The 23212-nt window shown below is 54.9% G+C and carries 23 protein-coding genes; 15 read left to right on the forward strand and 8 right to left on the reverse strand.

The window, feature by feature from the left end; genetic code table 11:
* The first annotated feature begins 12 nt into the window (after positions 1-12).
* From nuoI to nuoN, 6 genes are all read left to right on the forward strand, one after another.
* Complete coding sequence (nuoI, locus tag WHR59_RS07425; RefSeq protein WP_003028062.1) at positions 13-555, forward strand: NADH-quinone oxidoreductase subunit NuoI; 543 nt, start codon at positions 13-15, stop codon at positions 553-555.
* Positions 556-566: 11 nt separating this feature from the next.
* The gene (nuoJ, locus tag WHR59_RS07430; RefSeq protein ID WP_043017048.1) at positions 567-1121 is read left to right on the forward strand and encodes an NADH-quinone oxidoreductase subunit J; all 555 of its coding nucleotides are present in this window, start codon (positions 567-569) and stop codon (positions 1119-1121) included.
* Entirely contained in the window at positions 1118-1420 is a 303-nt protein-coding gene (gene nuoK / locus WHR59_RS07435; protein WP_006683663.1) for an NADH-quinone oxidoreductase subunit NuoK, read from the forward strand. Before nuoJ ends, nuoK begins: the two co-directional genes overlap by 4 nt.
* A complete protein-coding gene (gene nuoL, locus WHR59_RS07440; protein ID WP_043017047.1) occupies positions 1417-3258 on the forward strand; it encodes an NADH-quinone oxidoreductase subunit L in 1842 nt (613 codons plus the stop codon). Before nuoK ends, nuoL begins: the two co-directional genes overlap by 4 nt.
* 250 nt (positions 3259-3508) lie before the next feature.
* Entirely contained in the window at positions 3509-5038 is a 1530-nt protein-coding gene (gene nuoM / locus WHR59_RS07445) for an NADH-quinone oxidoreductase subunit M (RefSeq protein WP_003027692.1), read from the forward strand.
* A gap of 6 nt (positions 5039-5044) precedes the next feature.
* Positions 5045-6502, forward strand: a complete 1458-nt coding sequence (gene nuoN / locus WHR59_RS07450) for an NADH-quinone oxidoreductase subunit NuoN (protein ID WP_003027689.1) — start codon at positions 5045-5047, stop codon at positions 6500-6502.
* Positions 6503-6560: 58 nt separating this feature from the next.
* Here nuoN and WHR59_RS07455 read toward each other — a convergent pair whose 3' ends face one another.
* Positions 6561-7565 carry a chemotaxis protein gene (locus WHR59_RS07455; protein WP_047409800.1) on the reverse strand — a complete coding sequence of 335 codons (1005 nt, stop codon included), beginning with the start codon at positions 7563-7565 and terminating at the stop codon, positions 6561-6563.
* A gap of 64 nt (positions 7566-7629) precedes the next feature.
* Positions 7630-8547 (reverse strand): ribonuclease BN, encoded by a 918-nt coding sequence (rbn, locus tag WHR59_RS07460; RefSeq protein ID WP_338843774.1) that lies wholly within the window; start codon positions 8545-8547, stop codon positions 7630-7632.
* A gap of 67 nt (positions 8548-8614) precedes the next feature.
* On the opposite strand from rbn, the gene WHR59_RS07465 reads away from it, so the two are divergent.
* From WHR59_RS07465 to pmrD, 9 genes are all read left to right on the forward strand, one after another.
* Positions 8615-9076, forward strand: a complete 462-nt coding sequence (locus tag WHR59_RS07465; protein WP_043017044.1) for a GNAT family N-acetyltransferase — start codon at positions 8615-8617, stop codon at positions 9074-9076.
* A 63-nt stretch (positions 9077-9139) separates the two neighbouring features.
* Complete coding sequence (elaB, locus tag WHR59_RS07470) at positions 9140-9445, forward strand: stress response protein ElaB (RefSeq protein ID WP_003027683.1); 306 nt, start codon at positions 9140-9142, stop codon at positions 9443-9445.
* A gap of 104 nt (positions 9446-9549) precedes the next feature.
* On the forward strand, positions 9550-10848 hold the full coding sequence (gene menF / locus WHR59_RS07475; protein WP_075145882.1) for an isochorismate synthase MenF: 1299 nt from the start codon (positions 9550-9552) through the stop codon (positions 10846-10848).
* 84 nt (positions 10849-10932) lie between these two features.
* A complete protein-coding gene (menD, locus tag WHR59_RS07480; RefSeq protein ID WP_227093294.1) occupies positions 10933-12603 on the forward strand; it encodes a 2-succinyl-5-enolpyruvyl-6-hydroxy-3-cyclohexene-1-carboxylic-acid synthase in 1671 nt (556 codons plus the stop codon).
* Positions 12600-13358, forward strand: a complete 759-nt coding sequence (menH, locus tag WHR59_RS07485; protein WP_172863205.1) for a 2-succinyl-6-hydroxy-2,4-cyclohexadiene-1-carboxylate synthase — start codon at positions 12600-12602, stop codon at positions 13356-13358. The genes menD and menH overlap by 4 nt, the downstream gene beginning before the upstream one ends.
* A 14-nt stretch (positions 13359-13372) precedes the next feature.
* Complete coding sequence (gene menB / locus WHR59_RS07490) at positions 13373-14230, forward strand: 1,4-dihydroxy-2-naphthoyl-CoA synthase (protein ID WP_043017040.1); 858 nt, start codon at positions 13373-13375, stop codon at positions 14228-14230.
* A complete protein-coding gene (gene menC, locus WHR59_RS07495; RefSeq protein WP_087051299.1) occupies positions 14230-15192 on the forward strand; it encodes an o-succinylbenzoate synthase in 963 nt (320 codons plus the stop codon). Before menB ends, menC begins: the two co-directional genes overlap by 1 nt.
* Positions 15189-16613: an o-succinylbenzoate--CoA ligase gene (menE, locus tag WHR59_RS07500; RefSeq protein ID WP_043017038.1), complete on the forward strand. Its 1425-nt coding sequence runs from the start codon at positions 15189-15191 to the stop codon at positions 16611-16613. The genes menC and menE overlap by 4 nt, the downstream gene beginning before the upstream one ends.
* 95 nt (positions 16614-16708) lie before the next feature.
* Complete coding sequence (gene pmrD / locus WHR59_RS07505; protein WP_172863204.1) at positions 16709-16972, forward strand: signal transduction protein PmrD; 264 nt, start codon at positions 16709-16711, stop codon at positions 16970-16972.
* Between the two features lie 2 nt (positions 16973-16974).
* Here the strand turns inward: pmrD and arnF are convergent, their stop codons facing one another.
* From arnF to arnC, 6 genes are read right to left on the reverse strand one after another with little or no spacing between them, the layout of a single operon-like run.
* The gene (arnF, locus tag WHR59_RS07510) at positions 16975-17364 is read right to left on the reverse strand and encodes a 4-amino-4-deoxy-L-arabinose-phosphoundecaprenol flippase subunit ArnF (protein WP_043017036.1); all 390 of its coding nucleotides are present in this window, start codon (positions 17362-17364) and stop codon (positions 16975-16977) included.
* The gene (arnE, locus tag WHR59_RS07515; RefSeq protein WP_172863203.1) at positions 17364-17699 is read right to left on the reverse strand and encodes a 4-amino-4-deoxy-L-arabinose-phosphoundecaprenol flippase subunit ArnE; all 336 of its coding nucleotides are present in this window, start codon (positions 17697-17699) and stop codon (positions 17364-17366) included. Before arnE ends, arnF begins: the two co-directional genes overlap by 1 nt.
* Positions 17696-19354: a lipid IV(A) 4-amino-4-deoxy-L-arabinosyltransferase gene (arnT, locus tag WHR59_RS07520; protein ID WP_172863202.1), complete on the reverse strand. Its 1659-nt coding sequence runs from the start codon at positions 19352-19354 to the stop codon at positions 17696-17698. Before arnT ends, arnE begins: the two co-directional genes overlap by 4 nt.
* The gene (gene arnD / locus WHR59_RS07525; protein WP_075145885.1) at positions 19351-20253 is read right to left on the reverse strand and encodes a 4-deoxy-4-formamido-L-arabinose-phosphoundecaprenol deformylase; all 903 of its coding nucleotides are present in this window, start codon (positions 20251-20253) and stop codon (positions 19351-19353) included. Before arnD ends, arnT begins: the two co-directional genes overlap by 4 nt.
* Entirely contained in the window at positions 20250-22232 is a 1983-nt protein-coding gene (arnA, locus tag WHR59_RS07530) for a bifunctional UDP-4-amino-4-deoxy-L-arabinose formyltransferase/UDP-glucuronic acid oxidase ArnA (RefSeq protein ID WP_172863201.1), read from the reverse strand. The genes arnD and arnA overlap by 4 nt, the downstream gene beginning before the upstream one ends.
* Complete coding sequence (gene arnC, locus WHR59_RS07535; protein ID WP_043017031.1) at positions 22229-23212, reverse strand: undecaprenyl-phosphate 4-deoxy-4-formamido-L-arabinose transferase; 984 nt, start codon at positions 23210-23212, stop codon at positions 22229-22231. The genes arnA and arnC overlap by 4 nt, the downstream gene beginning before the upstream one ends.

Consider the following 23212-nt stretch of genomic DNA (forward strand, 5'->3'; position numbering starts at 1 on the left):
GACACAAAGACCATGACCTTAAAAGAATTGTTCGTAGGTTTCGGCACCCAGGTACGCAGTATCTGGATGATCGGCCTGCATGCGTTCGCGAAACGCGAAACGCAGATGTACCCGGAAGAGCCGGTCTATCTACCACCCCGTTTTCGTGGTCGTATCGTTCTGACCCGCGATCCGGACGGTGAAGAGCGCTGCGTTGCCTGTAACCTGTGTGCGGTAGCGTGTCCGGTAGGCTGTATCTCTTTGCAAAAAGCAGAGACCAAAGATGGCCGCTGGTATCCGGAGTTTTTCCGCATTAACTTCTCACGCTGCATTTTCTGCGGCCTGTGCGAAGAAGCCTGTCCGACAACGGCTATTCAGCTGACTCCAGATTTCGAGCTGGGTGAGTACAAGCGCCAGGACCTGGTTTACGAGAAAGAGGATCTGCTGATCTCCGGTCCGGGCAAATACCCGGAATATAACTTCTACCGGATGGCAGGTATGGCAATCGACGGCAAAGATAAGGGCGAAGCAGAGAACGAAGCCAAGCCTATCGACGTCAAGAGCCTGTTACCGTAAGGAGAGGGGCAATGGAGTTCGCTTTTTATATCTGTGGCCTGATAGCCATTCTCGCAACCTTGCGGGTGATCACCCACACCAATCCGGTACACGCGTTGCTGTATCTGATTATTTCGCTGTTGGCGATTTCCGGGGTGTTCTTCTCGTTAGGCGCTTACTTCGCCGGTGCGCTGGAAATTATCGTCTACGCGGGCGCCATCATGGTGCTGTTCGTGTTCGTGGTAATGATGCTCAACCTCGGTGGTTCTGAAATTGAACAGGAACGCCAGTGGCTGAAACCGCAGGTGTGGATTGGTCCGGCGATTCTGTCGGCCATCATGCTGGTGGTCATTGTGTACGCCATTCTGGGCGTTAACGATCAGGGCATTGACGGTACGCCAATCAGCGCGAAAGCAGTCGGTATTTCCCTGTTTGGTCCGTATGTACTGGCGGTCGAACTGGCTTCGATGCTGCTGCTGGCGGGTCTGGTTGTGGCCTTCCACGTTGGACGCGAAGAGCGTTCAGGTGAAGTGCTGAGCAACCGCGCCGATGACCGCGCGAAAAGAAAAACGGAGGAGCACGCATGATCCCCTTACAACATGGACTGATCCTCGCGGCTGTCTTATTCGTACTGGGTTTAACCGGTCTGGTTATCCGCCGCAATCTGCTGTTTATGCTGATCGGGCTGGAAATCATGATTAACGCCTCCGCGCTGGCCTTTGTGGTCGCCGGAAGCTACTGGGGCCAGACCGATGGTCAGGTGATGTATATTCTCGCCATCAGCCTTGCGGCTGCGGAAGCGAGCATTGGACTTGCGCTGTTGCTGCAACTTCATCGCCGTCGCCAGAACCTGAACATCGATTCAGTAAGTGAGATGCGTGGATGAACATGCTTGCCTTAACCATTATTCTGCCATTTATTGGCTTTGTATTACTGGCGTTCTCTCGCGGTCGTTGGTCAGAAAATCTGTCCGCTACCGTGGGCGTCGGGTCGATTGGCCTGGCGGCGCTGGTGACGGCGTTTGTTGGCGTTGACTTCTTTGCCAATGGCCAACAGGCCTACAGCCAGCCGCTGTGGACGTGGATGTCCGTTGGTGACTTCAACATCGGTTTTAACCTGGTGCTGGACGGCCTGTCGCTGACCATGCTCAGCGTGGTGACCGGCGTCGGTTTCCTGATCCACATGTTCGCCTCCTGGTATATGCGCGGTGAAGAGGGATACTCTCGTTTCTTCGCCTACACCAACCTGTTTATCGCCAGCATGGTAGTTCTGGTACTGGCGGACAACCTGCTGCTGATGTACCTCGGCTGGGAAGGCGTGGGCCTGTGCTCCTATCTGCTGATCGGTTTCTATTACACCGATCCGAAGAATGGCGCTGCGGCAATGAAAGCCTTCGTGGTAACCCGTGTCGGTGACGTGTTCCTCGCCTTCGCGCTGTTCATCCTCTACAACGAGTTGGGCACGCTGAATTTCCGCGAAATGGTCGAACTGGCGCCTGCGCACTTCGAAGCGGGTAACAACATGCTGATGTGGGCAACCCTGATGCTGCTGGGCGGTGCGGTGGGTAAATCCGCGCAGTTGCCGTTGCAGACCTGGCTTGCTGACGCGATGGCCGGCCCGACGCCTGTCTCCGCGCTGATCCACGCCGCAACGATGGTTACCGCCGGTGTCTACCTGATTGCACGTACGCACGGCCTGTTCCTGATGACCCCGGAAATTCTGCATCTGGTGGGAATTATCGGTGCTATCACGCTTGTGCTGGCGGGTTTCGCCGCGCTGGTACAGACCGACATTAAGCGCGTTCTTGCGTACTCCACCATGAGCCAGATTGGTTATATGTTCCTGGCGCTGGGTGTTCAGGCGTGGGATGCGGCGATTTTCCACCTGATGACGCACGCCTTCTTTAAAGCGCTGCTGTTCCTGGCATCCGGCTCGGTTATCCTGGCTTGTCACCACGAACAGAACATCTTCAAGATGGGCGGCCTGCGTAAGTCTATTCCGCTGGTGTATCTCTGCTTCCTGATTGGTGGCGCGGCGCTGTCGGCTCTGCCGCTGATTACCGCAGGCTTCTTCAGTAAGGATGAGATTCTGGCCGGTGCGATGGCGAACGGTCATATCAATCTGATGGTTGCAGGTCTGGTCGGTGCGTTCATGACCTCTCTGTATACCTTCCGTATGATTTTCATCGTGTTCCACGGTAAAGAACAAATTCACGCTCACGCAGGGAAGGGGATTACCCATCATCTGCCGCTGATTGTGCTGATGATCCTGTCCACCTTCGTCGGCGCGCTGATTGTGCCACCGCTGCAGGGGGTACTGCCTGCGACGACCGAGCTTGAACATGGTCGCGTCATGACGCTGGAAATTACCTCCGGTATCGTAGCGATTGCGGGCATCCTGATCGCAGCATGGCTGTGGCTGGGCAAACGCACGCTGGTGACATCGATTGCCAACAGTGCGCCAGGTCGTCTGCTGGGGACCTGGTGGTATAACGCCTGGGGCTTCGACTGGCTGTACGACAAAGTGTTCGTTAAGCCGTTCCTGGGCGTTGCCTGGTTGCTGAAACGCGATCCGCTGAACTCAATGATGAACATTCCGGCCATCCTTTCCCGCTTTGCAGGTAAAGGCCTGCTGTTAAGCGAGAACGGTTATCTGCGCTGGTATGTGGCATCAATGAGCATCGGCGCTGTCGTTGTGCTGGCACTGTTGATGGTACTGCGTTGAGTTTGTTGGCTGGATGAACGATTGCCGGATGGCGCTTCGCTTATCCGGCCTACAAACCCAAAGAGAATTTTTAAAATTCGTTGAAAATCAGGTCCAAAAGGACAGGCGTTATCGGCGAAGTCAGAGTGGACACCGCCTGCGCACAGCAACCGAAGCGTACTGAAGTACGTAAGGGTTGCGAGCACAGCCGGGATTCGCTATGACGAGTGAGATAGCCTGAACGGGACTTAAACAAGGAACAAAGATCACCATGTTATTACCTTGGTTGATATTAATCCCTTTCATCGGTGGCTTCCTGTGCTGGCAGACCGAACGCTTTGGCGTGAAGGTGCCGCGTTGGATAGCGCTGATTACCATGGGACTGACGCTGGCGCTAGGCCTGCAACTGTGGTTGCAGGGCGGCTATTCACTGACGCAATCCGCGGGTATTCCGCAGTGGCAGTCTGAGTTTGTCCTGCCGTGGATCCCACGTTTTGGCATCTCTATCCATTTAGCCATCGACGGCTTGTCGCTGCTAATGGTAGTCCTGACCGGTCTGCTCGGTGTTCTGGCGGTCCTTTGCTCCTGGAATGAAATCGAAAAATACCAGGGCTTCTTCCACCTGAACCTGATGTGGATCTTAGGCGGCGTAATCGGCGTATTCCTTGCCATCGACATGTTCCTGTTCTTCTTCTTCTGGGAAATGATGCTGGTGCCGATGTACTTCCTGATAGCACTTTGGGGGCATAAAGCCTCTGACGGTAAAACGCGTATCACGGCGGCAACCAAGTTCTTCATTTATACCCAGGCCAGTGGTCTGGTGATGTTGATTGCCATCCTGGCGCTGGTGTTTGTGCACTACAAAGCGACCGGCGTGTGGACCTTCAACTATGAAGAGCTGCTGAATACCCCGATGTCCCACGGCGTGGAATACCTGCTGATGCTGGGCTTCTTCATCGCCTTCGCGGTGAAAATGCCGGTGGTTCCGCTGCACGGCTGGTTGCCGGATGCGCACTCTCAGGCACCGACCGCAGGTTCCGTTGACCTGGCGGGGATTTTGCTGAAAACCGCAGCCTACGGTCTGCTGCGTTTCTCCCTGCCGCTGTTCCCGAACGCGTCGGCGGAGTTTGCGCCTATCGCAATGTGGCTTGGCGTAATCGGCATCTTCTACGGCGCGTGGATGGCCTTTAATCAGTACGACATCAAACGTCTGATTGCCTACACCTCCGTATCGCACATGGGCTTCGTACTGATTGCTATCTACACCGGCAGCCAGCTGGCTTACCAGGGTGCGGTTATTCAGATGATCGCGCACGGTCTGTCCGCAGCCGGTCTGTTCATCCTGTGTGGTCAGCTGTACGAACGTCTGCACACGCGTGATATGCGTATGATGGGCGGCCTGTGGGGCAAAATGAAATGGTTGCCTGCGCTGTCAATGTTCTTCGCAGTGTGTACGCTGGGTATGCCGGGTACAGGTAACTTCGTTGGCGAATTTATGATTCTGTTCGGCAGCTACCAGGTGGTTCCGGTCATTACCGTGATCTCGACCTTTGGTCTGGTGTTTGCCTCTGTTTACTCGCTGGCGATGCTGCATCGCGCTTACTTTGGTAAGGCGAAGAGCCAGATTGCCAGTGTTGAACTGCCAGGGATGTCGCTGCGTGAGCTGTTTATCATCCTGTTGCTGGTTGTGCTTCTGGTACTGCTTGGCTTCTATCCGCAGCCGATTCTGGATACCTCGCATTCTGCGATGAGCAACATCCAGCAGTGGTTTGTTAATTCCGTTACTACTACAAGGCCGTAAATCGCCATGACAATAACTCCACAACACCTGATTGCGCTGCTACCGCTGCTGATCGTCGGCTTGACGGTGGTGGTTGTGATGCTCTCCATTGCGTGGCGACGCAATCACTTCCTCAATGCCACGTTGTCGGTCATTGGGCTTAACGCCGCGCTGGTTTCGCTCTGGTTTGTTGGCCAGGCGGGCGCCATGGACGTCACCCCGCTGATGCGGGTTGACGGTTTCGCTATGCTCTACACCGGGCTGGTGCTGCTGGCGAGTCTTGCCACCTGTACCTTCGCTTACCCGTGGCTGGAAGGCTACGACGACAACCGGGAAGAGTTCTATCTGCTGGTGCTGATTGCCGCGCTCGGCGGTATTCTGCTGGCTAACGCTAACCATCTGGCGGCGCTGTTCCTTGGTATTGAGCTTATCTCTCTGCCGCTGTTTGGTCTGGTTGGCTATGCGTTCCGTCAGAAACGTTCGCTTGAAGCCAGTATCAAATACACCATTCTGTCTGCCGCAGCGTCTTCTTTCCTGCTGTTCGGTATGGCTCTGGTGTACGCACAGTCTGGCAACCTGTCATTTGTCGCGCTCGGTAAGAGCCTTGGCGATGGCATGCTGCACGAACCACTGCTGCTGGCGGGCTTCGGTCTGATGATTGTTGGCCTCGGCTTTAAACTCTCGCTGGTTCCATTCCACCTGTGGACGCCAGACGTATACCAGGGCGCTCCGGCTCCGGTTTCCACCTTCCTGGCGACGGCGAGCAAAATCGCTATCTTCGGCGTGGTGATGCGTCTGTTCCTGTACGCACCGGTAGGTGATAGCGAAGCGGTACGTATCGTGCTGGGCGTGATCGCCTTTGCTTCCATCATCTTTGGTAACCTGATGGCGCTGAGCCAGACCAACATCAAGCGTCTGCTTGGTTACTCTTCTATCTCTCACCTCGGTTACCTGCTGGTGGCGCTGATTGCCCTGCAGAGCGGCGAAATGTCGATGGAAGCGGTTGGCGTTTATCTGGCCGGTTACCTGTTCAGCAGCCTCGGCGCGTTCGGTGTGGTCAGCCTGATGTCCAGCCCGTACCGCGGCCCAGATGCAGACTCTCTGTTCTCCTACCGTGGTCTGTTCTGGCATCGTCCGATCCTCGCGGCGGTGATGACGGTGATGATGCTGTCTCTGGCGGGTATTCCGATGACGCTGGGCTTTATCGGTAAGTTCTACGTACTGGCTGTCGGTGTGCAGGCTAACCTGTGGTGGCTGGTTGCCGCTGTGGTGGTAGGTTCTGCGATTGGTTTGTACTACTACCTGCGCGTTGCCGTAAGCTTGTACCTGAGCGCACCGCAGCAGTTGAACCGCGATGCGCCGTCCAACTGGCAGTATAGCGCGGGCGGTATCGTGGTGCTGATTTCAGCTCTGCTGGTACTGGTGCTGGGTATCTACCCGCAACCGCTGATCAGCATTGTGCAGTTAGCGACTCCGCTGATGTAATCGAAATGCAGAAACGAAAAAACCCGCCAAGGCGGGTTTTTTTATGCGTGCAATACGGTCAGTTCAATAGCTGACGGCTCACCAGCGGACCGCTGATGCCTTTCGCTGTGCGATCCATCACTTCCTGGATCACCGAAGAAAGCTCATTGACTTCGAATTTGGCCACGTAGCCATCCGCTTTTACTCGGCGAACGTGATCTTCGTTGGCGCTACCGGAAAGTGAAGAGTGGATAACGACCGGGATTTTCTTCAGGCGTTCGTCGGTTTTTATCTTACGGGTAAGCGTAAAACCGTCCATCTCCGGCATTTCCAGATCGGTGAGCACCAGGGCTATTTTCTCGCTGATTGGCTTACCTTCCGCTTCAGCTTCCTCAGATAACTGCTGGATCTTCTCCCACGCATCCTGGCCCGTCACATGCATCAGGTGCGGGATCTCCATGGCGTTAAGCCCTTTTTCCAGCATCGCGCGGGCCACTTTGGAATCATCTGCCACAATCGCCACCGCACCCGGCGTAATGTTGAATTTATTGGTTTTCAGGTTCGTTGCGCGCAGGTCATGGTTCGACGGTACAATGTCGTACAGGATCTGTTCGACGTCGAGCACCAGCGCCAGGTTATTGGTCTCTTTGTTATCGTCCAGACAGGCGATACTGGTAATATAGCGACCATTGACGGCTTTCTCAGCGGTATGCACCTGTTGCCAGTCCAGACGCATAATGTTTTCCACTGATTCCACCGCAAATGCCTGGACGCTGCGGGCATACTCCGTGATCAACAGGATGTTAAGCCCGGTCTCTGGCTTACAGCCCGCGACGGCGGGCAGGTCAATCACAGGGATCACCTGATCGCGAATGTTAACCATACCCAGCAGCGGGGCCTTCATACCTGCCGGACGCGTAAAGGTCGGCATCGGTACGATTTCACGCAGCTTGAATACGTTGATGCCAAACAGCTCTGATTTTTGCTCCTCAACAGATTTGCCAAGGCGAAACAGTAGCAGTTCAAAACGGTTAGACAGGGTTAGGTTTGTCCTGTCATCAATATCTTTCTGGAAATTATTCATCCTGTCCTCAGTGTGAAAGCCAGCCTTTCCACTGTTATCGGCACTGAGGCGGAAAAATGGAGCATTAAACGGTGAAAATGGCGAAATCGTGAGCCAGTTCCGTGTCTGGAAATATTGCTTTGCACTCTTCGAGTAACCGCTGACAGCCTTTTTCATCGTAGCGTGAGCTAACGTGGGTCATGATCAGGCGTCCCACTCCGGCCTCAAGCGCCAGCTTTGCGGCTTGTCGGGTCGAGCTGTGCCCGCGGCTGTTGGCTTTTTCCTCCATTGAGGAGTCCAGCGTGGTTTCATGCACCACTACATCCACACCTCGTGCCAGTTCAATGGCGGACGCGCAGGGGCCTGTGTCGCCGAAAATAGCCACAGATTTTCCCCTGGTGGCCGGAGCGAGAAATTCGGCGCCGTTAATCGCGCGACCATCTTCCAGTACGATGGTTTTCCCGGCTTTCAAATCCTGAAACCACGGGCCCGATTTAACGCCTGCGGCCTTTAGGGCGCTGGCGTCGAGCGCCCCTGGCTTGTCGTGCTCTTCAATACGAAAACCGTAGCACTCCAGCGGGTGCGCCAGCGGGTACGCCGTTACTTTACGCAGGCCGTCATCGACAATCTCACCTGCAGTGATTTCTACAATATCCAGCGGATAATCGGTCCACGAGCCGCTTAAGCGCAAAGCGGTTTCGGTAAACTCTCGCAACCCCTTCGGGCCGTATAGCGTCAGCGGCTGGACGTTGCCGGCCATCGAACGACTGCACAGCAGCCCCGGTAAACCAAACAGGTGATCGCCGTGCAGATGACTGATAAAAATACGATCGAGTTTTCCTGGGTTAAACGGCGTGGTCAGCAACTGATGCTGCGTTCCTTCACCACAATCAAAAAGCCACAGCCCCGCCTGAGTCGGGTGTTGCAGATTCAGTAAAATTGCCGTTACATTGCGGGAGCGCGTGGGGACACCCGCAGACGTGCCTAAAAATAGTAATTCCATCTTCGCGTTACACTTTTCGCCATCAACAAGGCAGGGTGTTCAGGTTATCACAACAAAGGGGCAGACAATGATCCACTGGCAAGATCTCCACCATGCAAAGCTCAATACCCAGCAGCTGTACGCCATTCTTCAGCTTCGCTGTGCGGTGTTTGTTGTTGAACAACAGTGTCCGTATCAGGATGTGGATGGTGATGACCTGGTTGGGGAAAACCGGCACATTCTGGGCTGGCATAACGATGAGCTGGTGGCGTATGCGAGGATTCTGAAAAGCGATGACGAGCTGGAGCCGGTGGTCATTGGCCGGGTGATTGTAAGCGAAGCGCTGCGTGGTGAAAAACTGGGGCAGCAACTGATGACCCAAACACTGGCATCCTGTACCCAGCACTGGCCGCATAAGGCGCTGTATCTGGGGGCGCAGGCCCATCTGCAATCGTTCTATGCGCGCTTTGGTTTTGTTCCGGTCACGGATATCTATGACGAAGACGGTATTCCGCACATCGGCATGGCGCGAGAAGCGCATCAGGCATAAACAGGCGCAAACACGCCTGATTGTCTATAGTTAGCGGGTACGTCAATAGAAAGGGAGAATAAAATGTCTTTTCATTCTTATGAGTCACGCATCGATGATGATCTGGAATTGTTGAGTGAAACGCTGGAGGAGGTGCTGCGTTCTTCCGGCGATCCAGCCGATCAAAAATACCTTGAGTTAAAAGCGCGGGCAGAGCGGGCGTTAGAAGAGGTGAGAAATCGCGTCAGCCACGCCTCTGACAGCTACTATTACCGCGCGAAAAAAGCCGTTTGCCGGGCCGATGACTATGTGCATGAAAAACCCTGGCGCGGAATTGGCGTTGGCGCCACGGTCGGTTTAGTGATGGGATTATTGTTAGCACGGCGATAAATTCCATTCCGTCAGCGCATTTGTACGTACTCCCTAACTGGGGGTACTGCTTTTTCTGCTCAGTACCCCGTATAATGTGAGGTTTTTAACAGGGAGAGGTCCGCGTGCATTCAATCACTACTGCGCTGGAAAGTCTGATGCGTCATTTGTCGCAAGAGATACCGGCAGCACCTGGAATTCGTATTTACGATATACCTTTCCCACTGAATGATGCGTTTGATGCTTTAGGATGGCTGGCCAGTCAACCCGTCTGGCCCCAGTTTTACTGGCAGCAGCGTAACGGCGACGAAGAAGCCGCCGTTCTGGGCGCTGTCGCCGCATTTTCCTCGCTGGAATCAGCTCAGCACTTTTTACGCCAGCATGATAATCATCCCGACCTGCGTATCTGGGGCCTGAATGCCTTTGAGCCCCAGCGCGGTAATTTGTTATTGCCACGGCTGGAATGGCGACGTTGCGCCGGGGCGGCGAGCTTACGCTTACATCTCTATAGCGACGTGTCGCTGCGTGAAGACGCCGCGCAGGCGATGGCGTTAATTTCATCGCTCGCTAACGTAAAGCCGCTACCCGCATTGCGCCTGCATTTGACGGGAGAACAGAACTGGCCGGATAAAGCAGGCTGGACAGATCTGATAAAACTCGCCACGCAAACAATCAATGCGGAAGCGCTTGAGAAGGTGGTGCTGGCGCGGGCGACCGACTTACAGTTTTCTCAGTCGGTTAATGCCGCGGCCGTGATGGCCTCCAGCCGTCGCTTGAACCTGAACTGCTACCATTTCTTTATGGCATTCTCTGCAGAGTGCGCGTTTCTTGGCTCTTCCCCTGAACGTCTGTATCGACGGCGTGACACGGCGCTGCGCACCGAGGCGCTGGCCGGAACCGTTGCCAATCACCCTGAGGATCATCGGGCATGGCAGTTGGGTGAATGGCTAATGAAAGATGATAAAAACCAGCGCGAGAATATGCTGGTGGTCGAAGATATTTGCCAGCGTTTGCAGGGCTGTACGCAAACGCTTGACGTGCTGCCGCCGCAGGTGCTCAGACTGCGTAAAGTGCAGCACCTGCGTCGCTGTATCTGGACGGAACTGAATCAGGCCGACGATACGCTTTGCCTGATGCAGCTTCAGCCTACGGCGGCAGTCGCAGGCATTCCGCGTGAGCTGGCGCGTGAATTTATCCAACATAATGAACCCTTTGAACGCGAGTGGTATGCCGGTTCTGCGGGTTACCTTTCTCTGCGCCAAAGCGAGTTTTGCGTGTCATTACGTTCGGCGAAAATTAGCGCAAACGTGGTGCGCCTGTATGCCGGGGCAGGGATCGTTCGCGGTTCAGATCCTGAGCAGGAATGGCAAGAAATAGACAATAAAGCGGCAGGACTGCGCACTTTATTACAGATGGAAGGGTAATGAGTTGTATATTACCGACTCATATCAAAAATCCATTTATTCGATTCTTTATACTGTGTCGCAATATTGATACCGGACAATCTCATGTCAGTAAGCGCATTTAACCGACGCTGGGCGGCGGTCATTCTGGAAGCACTCACTCGCCACGGCGTCAGGCATGTCTGCATTGCCCCTGGCTCTCGTTCTACACCGTTGACGCTGGCGGCAGCGGAAAACCCGGCTTTTATCCACCATACTCATTTTGATGAGCGCGGTCTTGGGCATCTGGCTTTAGGTCTGGCAAAAGTCAGCCGGCAGCCTGTCGCCGTGATTGTGACGTCCGGTACGGCGGTGGCGAATTTGTATCCCGCGTTGATCGAAGCGGGACTGACCGGTGAAAAACTGATTTTACTTACCGCTGACCGACCGCCTGAACTTATCGACTGCGGCGCTAACCAGGCAATTCGTCAGGCCGGAATGTTTGCCTCGCATCCATCGCAAACGCTCTCCTTACCGCGCCCGACCCAGGACATCCCGGCGAGCTGGCTGGTGTCCACCATTGATAACGCCTTAGCCGCGCTGCATAGCGGGGCGGTTCATATTAATTGTCCGTTTGCGGAACCGCTGTATGGCGATATGGACGAAACGGGGATTGCCTGGCAGCAGCGCCTTGGCGACTGGTGGCAGGACGATAAACCCTGGCTGCGTGAAGCGCGTCGGCTGGAAAGCGACAAACAGCGTGACTGGTTTTTCTGGCGACAAAAACGCGGCGTCGTGATTGCAGGTCGCATGAGTGCCGAAGAGGGCAAGAAGGTTGCGCAATGGGCGCAGATGCTAGGCTGGCCGTTGATTGGCGATGTTCTGTCGCAAACCGGACAGCCGTTGCCGTGCGCCGACCTGTGGCTCGGGAATGCGAAAGCGGTAGCTGAATTACAGCAGGCGCAGATTGTGGTGCAGCTTGGCAGTAGCCTGACTGGAAAACGACTCCTGCAATGGCAGGCCAGCTGTGATCCGCAGGAATACTGGATTGTCGATAATCTCGAAGGCCGCCTCGATCCGGCTCATCATCGTGGGCGCAGGTTGGTAGCAAAGGTTGGCGACTGGCTGGAGCTGCATCCGGCGGAGAAACGTCAGCCCTGGTGCGTAGAAATCCCACGCCTGGCGCAGCTGGCCTGGCAGGCGGTAGAAGCCCGCCGCGACGCGTTTGGTGAAGCGCAATTAGCCCACCGTATCCGCGAATACCTGCCGGAGCAGGGACAACTGTTCGTGGGCAACAGCCTGGTGGTGCGTCTGATTGATGCGCTGTCACAGCTTCCGGCGGGTTTCCCGGTCTATAGCAACCGCGGCGCGAGCGGTATCGACGGTCTGTTGTCAACGGCTGCAGGCGTACAGCGCGCCAGCGCAAAATCGACGCTGGCTATCGTCGGTGATTTATCTGCGTTGTATGACCTCAATGCCCTGGCGTTATTGCGCCAGGTATCCGCGCCGTTTGTCCTGATAGTGGTCAACAATAACGGCGGGCAGATCTTCTCCCTGCTGCCGACGCCGGCAAGCGAACGCGAACGGTTCTACCTGATGCCGCAGAACGTGCATTTTGAGCATGCTGCCGCCATGTTTGACCTTAAATACCAGCGTCCGGAAAACTGGGAGCAACTGGAGAGCGCGTTGAATAACGCCTGGCGTACTCCGGCGGCAACGGTGATTGAGCTGGTGGTAAATGAAACTGACGGGGCGCAAACCCTGCAGCAACTGCTGGCGCAGGTAAGCCATCTATGATCCTGCACGCGCAGGCAAACGAGGGCCAGCCAGGATTTCCCTGGCTGGTTTTCCTGCACGGTTTTTCCGGCGATTATCGCGAATGGCAGACGGTTGGCGAAGCGTTTCAGAATTATTCGCGGCTGTACATCGACCTGCCAGGACACGGCGGGTCCGCTGACATTAGCGTGAGCGGATTCGATGACGTAAACGCTTTGCTGCATAATACTCTGCTTAGTTACAACATACTTAACTACTGGCTGGTAGGATACTCTCTTGGCGGCAGAGTCGCGATGATGGCAGCCTGTCAGGAGATGCCGGGACTGTGTGGTCTGGTGGTTGAAGGTGGACATCCTGGCTTGCAAAGCGAGGAGGCGCGTGTGCAGCGTCGTCTCTCGGATGGTCGCTGGGCTGCGCGTTTTCGCGCTGAGCCGCTGCGCGAGGTGTTTAATGACTGGTACCAACAACCGGTTTTTTCCTCGCTGAATGCGGCGCAAAGAGAGGCGCTGGTCGCTCTGCGTAGCCAGAATAATGGGTATACGCTGGCGGCAATGCTTGAGGCAACCTCGCTTGCCGTACAACCTGATTTACGTGCGCAACTCCATACGCGCACATTTCCGTTTTATTATTTATGTGGTGAACGTGACGATAAATTCCGCGCTTTAGCGGCGGAAATATCAGTACCAAACCATGTGATTCGTAATGCCGGACACAACGCGCATCGGGATAATCCCGCTGGCGTGGTGGACTGTCTGGCTCAGATTCTGCGTCGCTGACTATAGGACATTTTATGATCTATCCTGATGAAACAATGCTTTACGCACCGGTAGAATGGCACGATTGCTCTGAAGGCTACACCGATATTCTTTATGAGAAATCCACCGACGGTATCGCAAAAATCACCATTAATCGTCCGCAGGTACGCAATGCCTTCCGTCCGGTTACCGTGAAAGAGATGATCCAGGCGCTGGCGGACGCCCGCTATGATGACAACATCGGCGTGATTATTCTGACTGGTGCGGGCGACAAAGCGTTTTGCGCAGGTGGCGATCAGAAAGTGCGTGGCGACTACGGCGGATACCAGGATGATTCCGGTGTGCATCACTTGAACGTACTGGACTTCCAGCGTCAGATTCGCACCTGTCCGAAACCGGTCGTGGCGATGGTAGCAGGGTACTCCATCGGCGGCGGGCACGTGCTGCATATGATGTGCGACCTGACCATTGCGGCTGAAAACGCCATCTTTGGTCAGACCGGTCCGAAAGTCGGTTCTTTCGACGGCGGTTGGGGCGCTTCCTACATGGCGCGCATCGTCGGTCAGAAAAAAGCGCGTGAAATCTGGTTCCTGTGCCGTCAGTACGATGCAAAACAAGCGCTGGATATGGGCCTGGTCAACACCGTGGTTCCGCTGGCGGATCTGGAAAAAGAGACCGTACGCTGGTGTCGCGAAATGCTGCAAAACAGCCCAATGGCGCTGCGCTGCCTGAAAGCCGCGCTGAACGCTGACTGCGATGGTCAGGCTGGTCTGCAGGAGCTGGCGGGTAACGCCACTATGCTGTTCTACATGACGGAAGAAGGTCAGGAAGGTCGTAACGCCTTTAACCAGAAACGTCAGCCTGATTTCAGCAAATTCAAACGGAATCCGTAATGCGTAGCGCGCAGGTATACCGCTGGCAGATCCCCATGGACGCGGGGGTGATTCTGCGCGACAGGCGGTTAAAAACGCGTGACGGGCTGTACGTTTGTCTTCGTGACGGCGAGCGCGAAGGGTGGGGAGAGATCTCCCCACTGCCGGGCTTTAGTCAGGAAAGCTGGGAAGAGGCGCAAACCGAACTGCTGGTCTGGGTCAAAGGCTGGCTGCAAGGCGATGCCTCTTTACCGCAACTGCCTTCGGTCGCCTTTGGCGCAAGCTGTGCGTTGGCCGAACTGGCCGGCGCATTGCCACAGGACGCAGATTACCGTGCTGCACCGCTGTGTACGGGCGATCCTGACGATCTGGTACTGCAACTGGCGGATATGCCAGGTGAAAAAGTGGCGAAGATCAAGGTCGGACTGTATGAAGCGGTTCGCGACGGTATGGTAGCCAACCTGCTGCTTGAGGCTATCCCAGAGCTGCATTTGCGTCTTGACGCCAACCGAGCCTGGACGCCGTTGAAAGCCCAGCAGTTCGCAAAATACGTTAATCCGGAGTATCGCGGCCGCATCGCTTTCCTCGAAGAACCGTGCAAAACCCGCGATGACTCCCGTGCTTTTGCGCGTGAAACTGGCATTGCCATCGCCTGGGATGAAAGTCTGCGTGAAGCGGATTTTACCTTCGAAGCCGAAGAGGGCGTCAAGGCTGTGGTTATCAAACCTACGCTGACGGGCAGTCTCGATAAAGTACGCGAACAGGTTGCAGCGGCGCATGCGCTTGGTCTCACCGCTGTTATTAGCTCGTCGATCGAGTCGAGCCTGGGCTTAACTCAGCTGGCGCGAATTGCCGCCTGGCTGACGCCGCAGACCATTCCAGGTCTGGATACCCTGAGTCTGATGCAGTGCCAGCAGGTACGCACCTGGCCGGGCAGCGCGTTGCCGTGTATTGACGTTGAAGCGCTGGAACGTCTGCTATGACCCAGCAGGACATGCCCGATAGCGTGAGCTTATCGGGCCTGATACAACCGGGTGATTGGCCGTGGCGCCACTGGCGACAAGTGCGTGCGAAGGCGCCAGCCCTGCGCCTCAACGATGAGGTATTAAACTGGAGCGAGCTCTGCACGCGCGTTGACCATCTGGCCTGCGGTTTTGCCGCTCAGGGCGTGGAAGAAGGCGATGGTGTCCTGCTTCGTGCCTGGAACCATCCGCGGGCTTTGCTGGCCTGGCTGGCATTGCTGCAATGTGGGGCGCGGGTTTTACCTGTGAATCCACAGTTGCCCCAGCCGCTGCTAGATGCGCTGGTCCCGGACTTAACGCTGCGTTTTGCGCTCGATCTGGAAGCCGCTAACGCACTTTCAGGGCTCAGTCCGTTGCAGATGCAGGTAGTGCCAGGCACGCATGCCGCCGCGTGGTTACCCGAACGTTTGAGCACGATGACGTTAACCTCTGGTTCTACCGGATTGCCGAAGGCGGCGGTGCATACCTGTCAGGCGCATCTGGCGAGCGCGCAGGGCGTGCTGTCGTTAATGCCGTTTGGCGCTGAAGATGACTGGCTACTCTCACTGCCGCTGTTTCATGTTTCCGGTCAGGGCATATTGTGGCGCTGGTTGTTTGCCGGGGCGCGAATGACCGTGCGCGACAAGCAGCCGCTTGAGCACATGTTGGCTGGGTGCACCCACGCTTCGCTGGTGCCTACGCAGTTGTGGCGCTTGCTGGTCAACAACAGGCCGGTCACGCTCAAAGCGGTACTGCTGGGCGGTGCGGCAATTCCTGTTGAATTAACGGAACAGGCGCGCGAGCAGGGGATTCGCTGCTGGTGCGGTTACGGTTTGACGGAGTTTGCTTCTACGGTCTGCGCGAAAGAGGCGGATGGTCTGGCGGATGTGGGTTCCCCGCTGGTAGGCAGAGAAGTCAGAATCGTTGATGATGAAATCTGGCTGCGTGCCCCCAGCATGGCGCAAGGTTACTGGCGTAACGGTAAGCTTATTCCCTTAGTGAACGCGGAAGGCTGGTTTGCGACCCGCGATCGCGGCGTGTTGAAGGACGGCAAGTTGACCATTGTCGGTCGTATGGACAATCTGTTCTTTAGCGGCGGGGAAGGCATTCAGCCGGAAGAGGTGGAACGCGTAATTGCAGCGCATCCGCATGTTCTGCAAGCCTTTATTGTGCCGATAGAAGACCAGGAGTTTGGGCATCGCCCGGTGGCGGTCATTGAGTATGACGCCAACGCTGGAGAAACCAATCTGGCAGAGTGGGTTAAAGATAAGCTAGCTCGCTTTCAACAACCGGTGTGTTGGTTGACGTTGCCTCCCGAACTCAAAGCTGGAGGGATTAAAATCTCTCGCCGCGCGCTGTCGGATTGGGTAACTGCTTCATTGTTAACATTAAGAAAACAGTAATTACATTTCTCACTTTCGCCGTTGCGTAGCCATTGTCCTTTTGTTTATCTGCTAATGTGTAACCTTGTGTGAAATTCATTAGCAAAAGGTGCGCTATGGAATGGCATGTGAAGAAGACTTGCTGTCACAAAAAAGCAAGGAGGCTCTATGTTGTGCTTTGTGATAGCGGCGGTTCGTTAAAGATGCTTGCCGAGGCGCAATCTTCTGAGCGGGTTAAGCCCGGAGATCTCCTTTCTCCCTTAAAAGACGCGCAGTATTGTATTAATCGCGATTTATCCCGGATGATTAAGATAATTGATGCCAAACAGTATATTTGCGACGAATGGGAACGCGTGTTACGACTGTCCGAAGATAAATAGTCTCAGGGCTGCTGGCGCTGATGTGAAGGCAGAAAAATCGTCATTAGCCCCGCCATGATGCACAGCACTCCGGCAAGTGCCTTCAATGAAAATGTTCCCTGCCAGCCGGGCAGAATCATGGATGCAACCCACACCAGCACATAGCTCAGGCTGAGCAGAGCATAAGCTTTGCTCAGTGCGAGCTGGTGCAGGGCTTTATGCCAACAAATAACCGACAGTAAATAGCCGGCCAGCCCGGCATACAGAGCAAACGCCCCGATGCTAAGAGAAAATACGGCTGTGATGAATTCCTGCGGCCGCAGCATTGGCGGCAGATTATCCATCGCGAAGCCGAGACTCAACTGGGCGGCGGAGGTGATAATAACGCTACATAATCCCCAAAATATGCCCATTACACCGCACTCCCAAGAATAAAGATGCCGGTGATGATGAGCCCAACCCCCAGCCAGTGGCGCGTGGTGACGGGTTCACGCCAGATTTTCCATGCGGCCAGCGTCACCCAGACAAAGTTAAGACTCAGCATGGGGTAGGCGATGCCGACAGGAATGTTCTGCAGTACCGCGAGCCAGAGCAGCATGGCCAGACCGAGACTTGCCAGAGCAAGCCCAATCCATTGCGAAATATGACGTTTTCGCGCTCGTGGGGACACCGGTCGGGTCGCCTGCTTCTGGCATAACTGGCCGCAGACGCTGAGCATGCTGGCGAGAACTAAGGCTATCCAGATCATTTGGGTCGATACTGAATCAGGACCAGACGCCCCTGATTATCAATGTAATCAGCGGGAGGGATGGCAAGTTGATTAATATCTTCATCCTTATCAATCGAGAGCACGAGCGTAATGTTTCCTTGCTGACGATGTTGCGCTAACCAGTCGGCAAAGTCTTCCCGACTGACAAAACGCCCCTGGGCATCCGGGTAGTTAAGGCCATATTTTAACTCGCCCGTTTGTCCGTACATCATGATGTCGTCACGCTTCAGGCTCCAGGCCAGCCCCGCGGCGACGCCAACGCTATCGGTGAGAATATAACGGCTCGAGTCCAGCGACTCTTTGGTCATCTCGACAAAAAACTGTGGCTGTTTAGATTCCATCACCCGGTCAGGAATGGAAAAGCCAAACAGCAGTGCCAGTCCCAATGGGCACAGCGCTGCGAATGGCCAGTTCTTCTCGCGGTTATTTAGCGTATACCAGCCGAACAGCGTCCAGACGATAAAAATACCCCACGCACAAAACACCTTATACGTTTCGATATGCGACCAGACCGGCGTCTTTAACGGGCCCAGCGTGGAAACAATAAACGTGGCGACAATCCCGGTCACACCGAACAGAACGTTGATCCAGCCATTGACGCGCAGCGCGGCTGAGCCTTTTTCCGCGGCCTGTAGGCCGAAACGCGCCACCAATATCGCCAGCGGCGCGAAGCAGGAAAGAATATAGGTTGGCAATTTTCCTTTCGCGATGCTGAAAAAAAGGATTGGCATGATAATCCAGCTTAGCAGGTACAGTGTGCTGCGCGGAACATCTCGCTCACACCAGCCCGTACGCAGTGCGCCGGGAAGCAGCCCGAGCCACGGTAATGCGCCCGCTACAAATATCGGGATGTAGTACCAGACTGGAGCCTTGTGTTGAGCATCATCCTGCGCGAAGCGTTGAATGTGTTCGACCCAGAAGAAATAATGCCAGAAATCCGGCTCACGCCGGGCAATCGCTATTCCCCACGGCAGCACAATCACGACGCAGCCGACAACCGCCAGCAGACCGTAGATAATGAGATCTTTCCAGCGCTTTTGTGCGAAAACCCACGGCAGTACGCTGAGCACCGGAACGGCAAGCGCCAGGAAACCCTTGGTCATTACGCCCATGCCGCAGGTTAACCCTAACAGCAAAAAGGCAGTCATTTTGCGCGTTCTGGTGGTGGCCTGCATCCCCTGCCAAAAACAACACATGCCCGCCATTAGCCAGAGCGCGATGATAGGATCAAGTACCGCGTAGGTGCCGATGCTGTATACCAAAAAAAACGTTAAAAAGATAACTGATGAGAGTACGGCGGTACGCTTATCCTGCCATAACCGCATGGCAAGCCAGGCTACCAGTAGCGCCGTCAGCAAGGTGGCAAAAATGGCCCCCGCTCTGACGCCAAAATTATTGGCGCCAAACAACCATTGCCCGATGCTGTTTAACCAGTATCCGGCAATCGGTTTTTCAAAATAACGCAGCCCTAAAAAGTGAGGAACGATCCAGTCGCCAGAGGTCAGCATTTCCCGGCTGATTTCGGCATAGCGCGTCTCATCTGGCTGCCAGAGCAGGCGACTGTTGATGGGAAGAATAAAATACAGCGCAATAAAAGCGATGAACGCCAGAGTGTAGCGGGCAGCAGATTTCATTGTGTCACACTCACCGGTTGTTGGCAGCCGAGCCACCCCTCTCTGCCGGGAATTTTGCCACGCACGATCTGTCCTGTTGGCAGCGTATTAATATCGTCTGGTAACAGCTCGCCGAGCGGGCAAAATGTGATCCCCATGTCTGCGGCGCGAATAAGCAGCTCGTCAAAGTCCTGATGAAAGGCGATGCCTTCAACTTCCGCATGAATGGTGTACACCGGTGTTCCTCTGCTCATCTGGATGTGGGAGAGAATATAAGAGTTGAAGTCCACCGCCTGGACCTCCTGACCAACCACTTCATCCCATGTTGGTAACGTGACGGGAATTTGCGGTGTACCTGTTTTCCCGGACGCCAGCACAGGACGGAATAACGATGTTCCCCGACAGTCGCTGTTATAGCGCAGATGGAACGTTTCTTTGGCATGGATGACGCGGTTGTCGGCACGCCATCCGGCAACCGCAGAACAGGTGACAGGCTGTCCGATGATGGCTTCAAGGGCGGATATGCCTCGTGAAATATCATCAATTAACTGTTTATCATTCCAGTTTCCGCTTCGCGCCTGCCAGGCATGGTGATCCCAGGCATGCAAACCGGTTTCATGAAGCAGGGCGGTTTGTGCAATGATCGCCGCATTAGCCTGGCCGATTTCTTTACCCGGCCATGCGGTTCCCGCCAGCAAAATATCCCATCCGTAGAGTGATGCCGCGTTTGAGCGCAGCATCTTCCACAGAAATTGTGGTTTCACAAGACGCCAGAGATGGCGCCCCATGTTGTCAGGTCCAACGCTAAAGAAAAAACTTGCCCGGACGCGATGTCGGTTCAATGTCTCCAGCAGGCGGGGCACGCCTTCGCGCGTCCCCCTGAACGTATCGACATCAATGCGCAAGCCGACTTTGGTCATGATGTGTGTTCCGTGATATCCACGCTGCGTAAGAAGAAGTCCAGCGTCTCTTCTACCGTTTCCTGCATCTCAATGCCAGGTTCCCAGTTCAGGCAGCGTTTTGCGTTGCGAATATTGGGCTTACGATGCTCAACGTCCTGATAACCTTTACCATAGTAGGTACTGCTTTCGACGTCGCGGAAACCGGCAAACGGCGGGAAGTGGTTACGCAATGGATGTTTTTCAAAGCAGGAAAGCAGCATTTCTGCCAGTTCCTGAATACTCGCTTCGTTCTCCGGGTTACCGATGTTGATAATCTCGCCGTCGCAGCGTCCGCCTTCGTTTTCAATGATGCGGTATAGGGCTTCGATACCATCGCGAATGTCGGTAAAACAGCGTTTCTGCTTGCCGCCTTCAATCAGCTTGATCGGTGACCCTTCCACCAGATTGAGGATCAACTGGGTGATGGCGCGTGAGCTGCCGATACGCGCGGCGTTAAGGCTGTCCAGACGCGGCCCCATCCAGTTAAACGGGCGGAACAGGGTGAAGCGCAATCCCTCTTTTTCGCCGTACGCCCAGATAACGCGATCCAGCAACTGCTTAGAAACAGAGTAGATCCAGCGCGGTTTATTCACCGGACCGACGATCAGATTCGAGCTGTCCTCATCGAAGACGTTATCGGTACACATGCCGTAGACTTCGGAGGTTGACGGGAAAATAATGCGCTTATGGTATTTCACGCAGTAGCGAATGATTTTCAGGTTCTCTTCGAAATCGAGCTCAAACACGCGCAGCGGGTTGCGGGTATATTCGATTGGCGTTGCGATCGCCACCAGCGGCAGCACGACGTCGCATTTTTTCACATGATACTCAATCCATTCGGAGTGAATGCTGATGTCACCTTCGACGAAATGGAATCGCGGATGTTGCAGAAAACGCCCAATGGCGTCGCTACCAATATCGAGTCCATATACTTCATAATTATCTTCTTGCAGCAGGCGCTCGGTCAGATGGTTACCAATGAAGCCGTTAACGCCGAGGATTAGCACACGAGTACGACGTTTGCTGGCGGTAACTGACTGGCTGTTCAGACGAGAACCTGGTACCAGGCCCAGAACCTGCGCCAGTTGTGACCCCTGCATTGCAATACCATCGCCAGCTTGTCCGGTAATAATCTCCAGTGCGCCATCAGCACAGGCGATCAGCAAAGGGGATACGGAGACGACGGTGCCCGGTTGGGCCGCAAAATCATTTGTGCAAACCCGAGATGTCCAGACGGTGAACTTTTGCGTGCCGACGTAGCTAAATGCGCCTGGCCACGGATCGCTGACGGCGCGAACCTGGTTATGCAGCTCTGCGGCTGGCTTGTTCCAGTCGAGGAGGCTATCTTCCGGCGTACGGCGACCAAAGCAGGTGGCTTCTGCTTCCTGTTGGGGGCGTTCTGCATAATCTCCCGTTTTAATCGCAGGCAGCGTTTGTTCCAGCAACTGACGCGCAGCCTGGCACAATTTATGGTGCAGCGTTAACGCCACGTCTTCCGGCGAAATAGCAACGCGCTGCTGGGCAACTATGGCACCCGCATCCGCGCGTTTGACCATGCGGTGAAGCGTGACGCCGGTTTCGGTTTCGCCATTAACCAATACCCAGTTCAGAGGCGCGCGACCACGGTATTTCGGCAGCAGCGAACCGTGCAGATTAAATGCCCCCTTAGGCGCAAGACTGAGGATCTCATCACTCAGTAAATGACGATAGTAGAATGAGAAGATGACATCTGGCGCCAGTTGGCTAATGCGCTCAATCCACAGGGGATGATTGACCTCTTCCGGGGCGTAAACTGGAATACCAGCGCTGGCCGCCAGGCGGGAAACAGATCCAAAAAACGCTTTTTCACCCGGGTTGTCGGTGTGTGTAAAAATTGCAGCGATTTCATAACCTGCATCTAACAAAGCCTGGACACCCTGACATCCCATATCGTGATAGGCAAATACGACGGTTTTCATGCGCGGTTTTCCTCGTTTGACTGTGTGGTTTGTGGGCGAATAACGTGTTGAACAAAATAGCGGGGGCGGGCGCGGACATCGTTATAGATGCGACCGATATATTCGCCGAGTAAACCCATGCCAATAAACTGTGCGCCGATAAAGGTAAACAGGACGGCAAACAGCATGAATACCCCTTCCGCGGCCCACTGTGGGCCGAGCGTCAGGCGCAGAACAACAAGCACAACGGATAAGGTAAAGCCGGTGGCGGCAATCACGCTGCCCAACAGGCTCAACATACGAAGCGGCGTGGTGGTCAGACAGGTCACCAGGTCATACATCAGGTTGATCAGACGCATGAAGCTGTATTTAGAGTCACCAAATTCACGCTCTGCATGATGTACCGGGATTTCGGTGGCGCGACGGGCAAAAATATTGGCCAGAATCGGGATAAAGGTGCTGCGCTCCTGGCAATGCAGCATGGCATCGACGATGTGACGGCGATAGGCGCGTAGCATGCAACCATAGTCGCCCATCGCTTTACCGGTGGTGCGCTGAATAAGATGGTTGATCATGCGCGAGGCGGTCTTTCGAAATACGCTGTCCTGGCGGTTCTGACGTACCGTACCCACCACATCGAAGCCTTCATCTGCGGTGGCAACCAGTCGGGGGATCTCCTCCGGCGGGTTTTGCAAATCGGCATCCAGCGTGATGATTAAGTCGCCGGTGACATGGCTGAAACCGGCCATAATTGCCGAGTGTTGCCCGTAATTTCGATTCAGTAAAATAGAGACAATATGGCTGTTCGGTGCCTGAGACGCGTCCATCATCAACTGCGCGGAGTTGTCGCTGCTGCCGTCATCGATTAGCAGAATCTCATAGTCTTTGCCCAATTTTTCGCAGGCGGCACTGGTACGTCTGATTAGCTCTGGCAGGCTTTCCTGTTCATTAAAAACGGGAATGACCACCGAGACTTTTTTGATCGGTGCTGCTTCAAACAT

The organism is Citrobacter europaeus (assembly GCF_037482245.1).
Classification (GTDB): Bacteria; Pseudomonadota; Gammaproteobacteria; order Enterobacterales; family Enterobacteriaceae; genus Citrobacter; species Citrobacter europaeus.

What these genes read in the sequence shown, in the direction of transcription:
- nuoI (WP_003028062.1), top strand. Translation starts at nt 13, where the DNA reads ATGACCTTAAAAGAATTGTTCGTAGGTTTCGGCACCCAGGTACGCAGT.
- nuoJ (WP_043017048.1), top strand. Translation starts at nt 567, where the DNA reads ATGGAGTTCGCTTTTTATATCTGTGGCCTGATAGCCATTCTCGCAACC.
- nuoK (WP_006683663.1), top strand. Translation starts at nt 1,118, where the DNA reads ATGATCCCCTTACAACATGGACTGATCCTCGCGGCTGTCTTATTCGTA.
- nuoL (WP_043017047.1), top strand. Translation starts at nt 1,417, where the DNA reads ATGAACATGCTTGCCTTAACCATTATTCTGCCATTTATTGGCTTTGTA.
- nuoM (WP_003027692.1), top strand. Translation starts at nt 3,509, where the DNA reads ATGTTATTACCTTGGTTGATATTAATCCCTTTCATCGGTGGCTTCCTG.
- nuoN (WP_003027689.1), top strand. Translation starts at nt 5,045, where the DNA reads ATGACAATAACTCCACAACACCTGATTGCGCTGCTACCGCTGCTGATC.
- WHR59_RS07455 (WP_047409800.1), bottom strand. Translation starts at nt 7,565, where the DNA reads ATGAATAATTTCCAGAAAGATATTGATGACAGGACAAACCTAACCCTG.
- rbn (WP_338843774.1), bottom strand. Translation starts at nt 8,547, where the DNA reads ATGGAATTACTATTTTTAGGCACGTCTGCGGGTGTCCCCACGCGCTCC.
- WHR59_RS07465 (WP_043017044.1), top strand. Translation starts at nt 8,615, where the DNA reads ATGATCCACTGGCAAGATCTCCACCATGCAAAGCTCAATACCCAGCAG.
- elaB (WP_003027683.1), top strand. Translation starts at nt 9,140, where the DNA reads ATGTCTTTTCATTCTTATGAGTCACGCATCGATGATGATCTGGAATTG.
- menD (WP_227093294.1), top strand. Translation starts at nt 10,933, where the DNA reads ATGTCAGTAAGCGCATTTAACCGACGCTGGGCGGCGGTCATTCTGGAA.
- menH (WP_172863205.1), top strand. Translation starts at nt 12,600, where the DNA reads ATGATCCTGCACGCGCAGGCAAACGAGGGCCAGCCAGGATTTCCCTGG.
- menB (WP_043017040.1), top strand. Translation starts at nt 13,373, where the DNA reads ATGATCTATCCTGATGAAACAATGCTTTACGCACCGGTAGAATGGCAC.
- menC (WP_087051299.1), top strand. Translation starts at nt 14,230, where the DNA reads ATGCGTAGCGCGCAGGTATACCGCTGGCAGATCCCCATGGACGCGGGG.
- menE (WP_043017038.1), top strand. Translation starts at nt 15,189, where the DNA reads ATGACCCAGCAGGACATGCCCGATAGCGTGAGCTTATCGGGCCTGATA.
- pmrD (WP_172863204.1), top strand. Translation starts at nt 16,709, where the DNA reads ATGGAATGGCATGTGAAGAAGACTTGCTGTCACAAAAAAGCAAGGAGG.
- arnF (WP_043017036.1), bottom strand. Translation starts at nt 17,364, where the DNA reads ATGGGCATATTTTGGGGATTATGTAGCGTTATTATCACCTCCGCCGCC.
- arnE (WP_172863203.1), bottom strand. Translation starts at nt 17,699, where the DNA reads ATGATCTGGATAGCCTTAGTTCTCGCCAGCATGCTCAGCGTCTGCGGC.
- arnT (WP_172863202.1), bottom strand. Translation starts at nt 19,354, where the DNA reads ATGAAATCTGCTGCCCGCTACACTCTGGCGTTCATCGCTTTTATTGCG.
- arnD (WP_075145885.1), bottom strand. Translation starts at nt 20,253, where the DNA reads ATGACCAAAGTCGGCTTGCGCATTGATGTCGATACGTTCAGGGGGACG.
- arnA (WP_172863201.1), bottom strand. Translation starts at nt 22,232, where the DNA reads ATGAAAACCGTCGTATTTGCCTATCACGATATGGGATGTCAGGGTGTC.
- arnC (WP_043017031.1), bottom strand. Translation starts at nt 23,212, where the DNA reads ATGTTTGAAGCAGCACCGATCAAAAAAGTCTCGGTGGTCATTCCCGTT.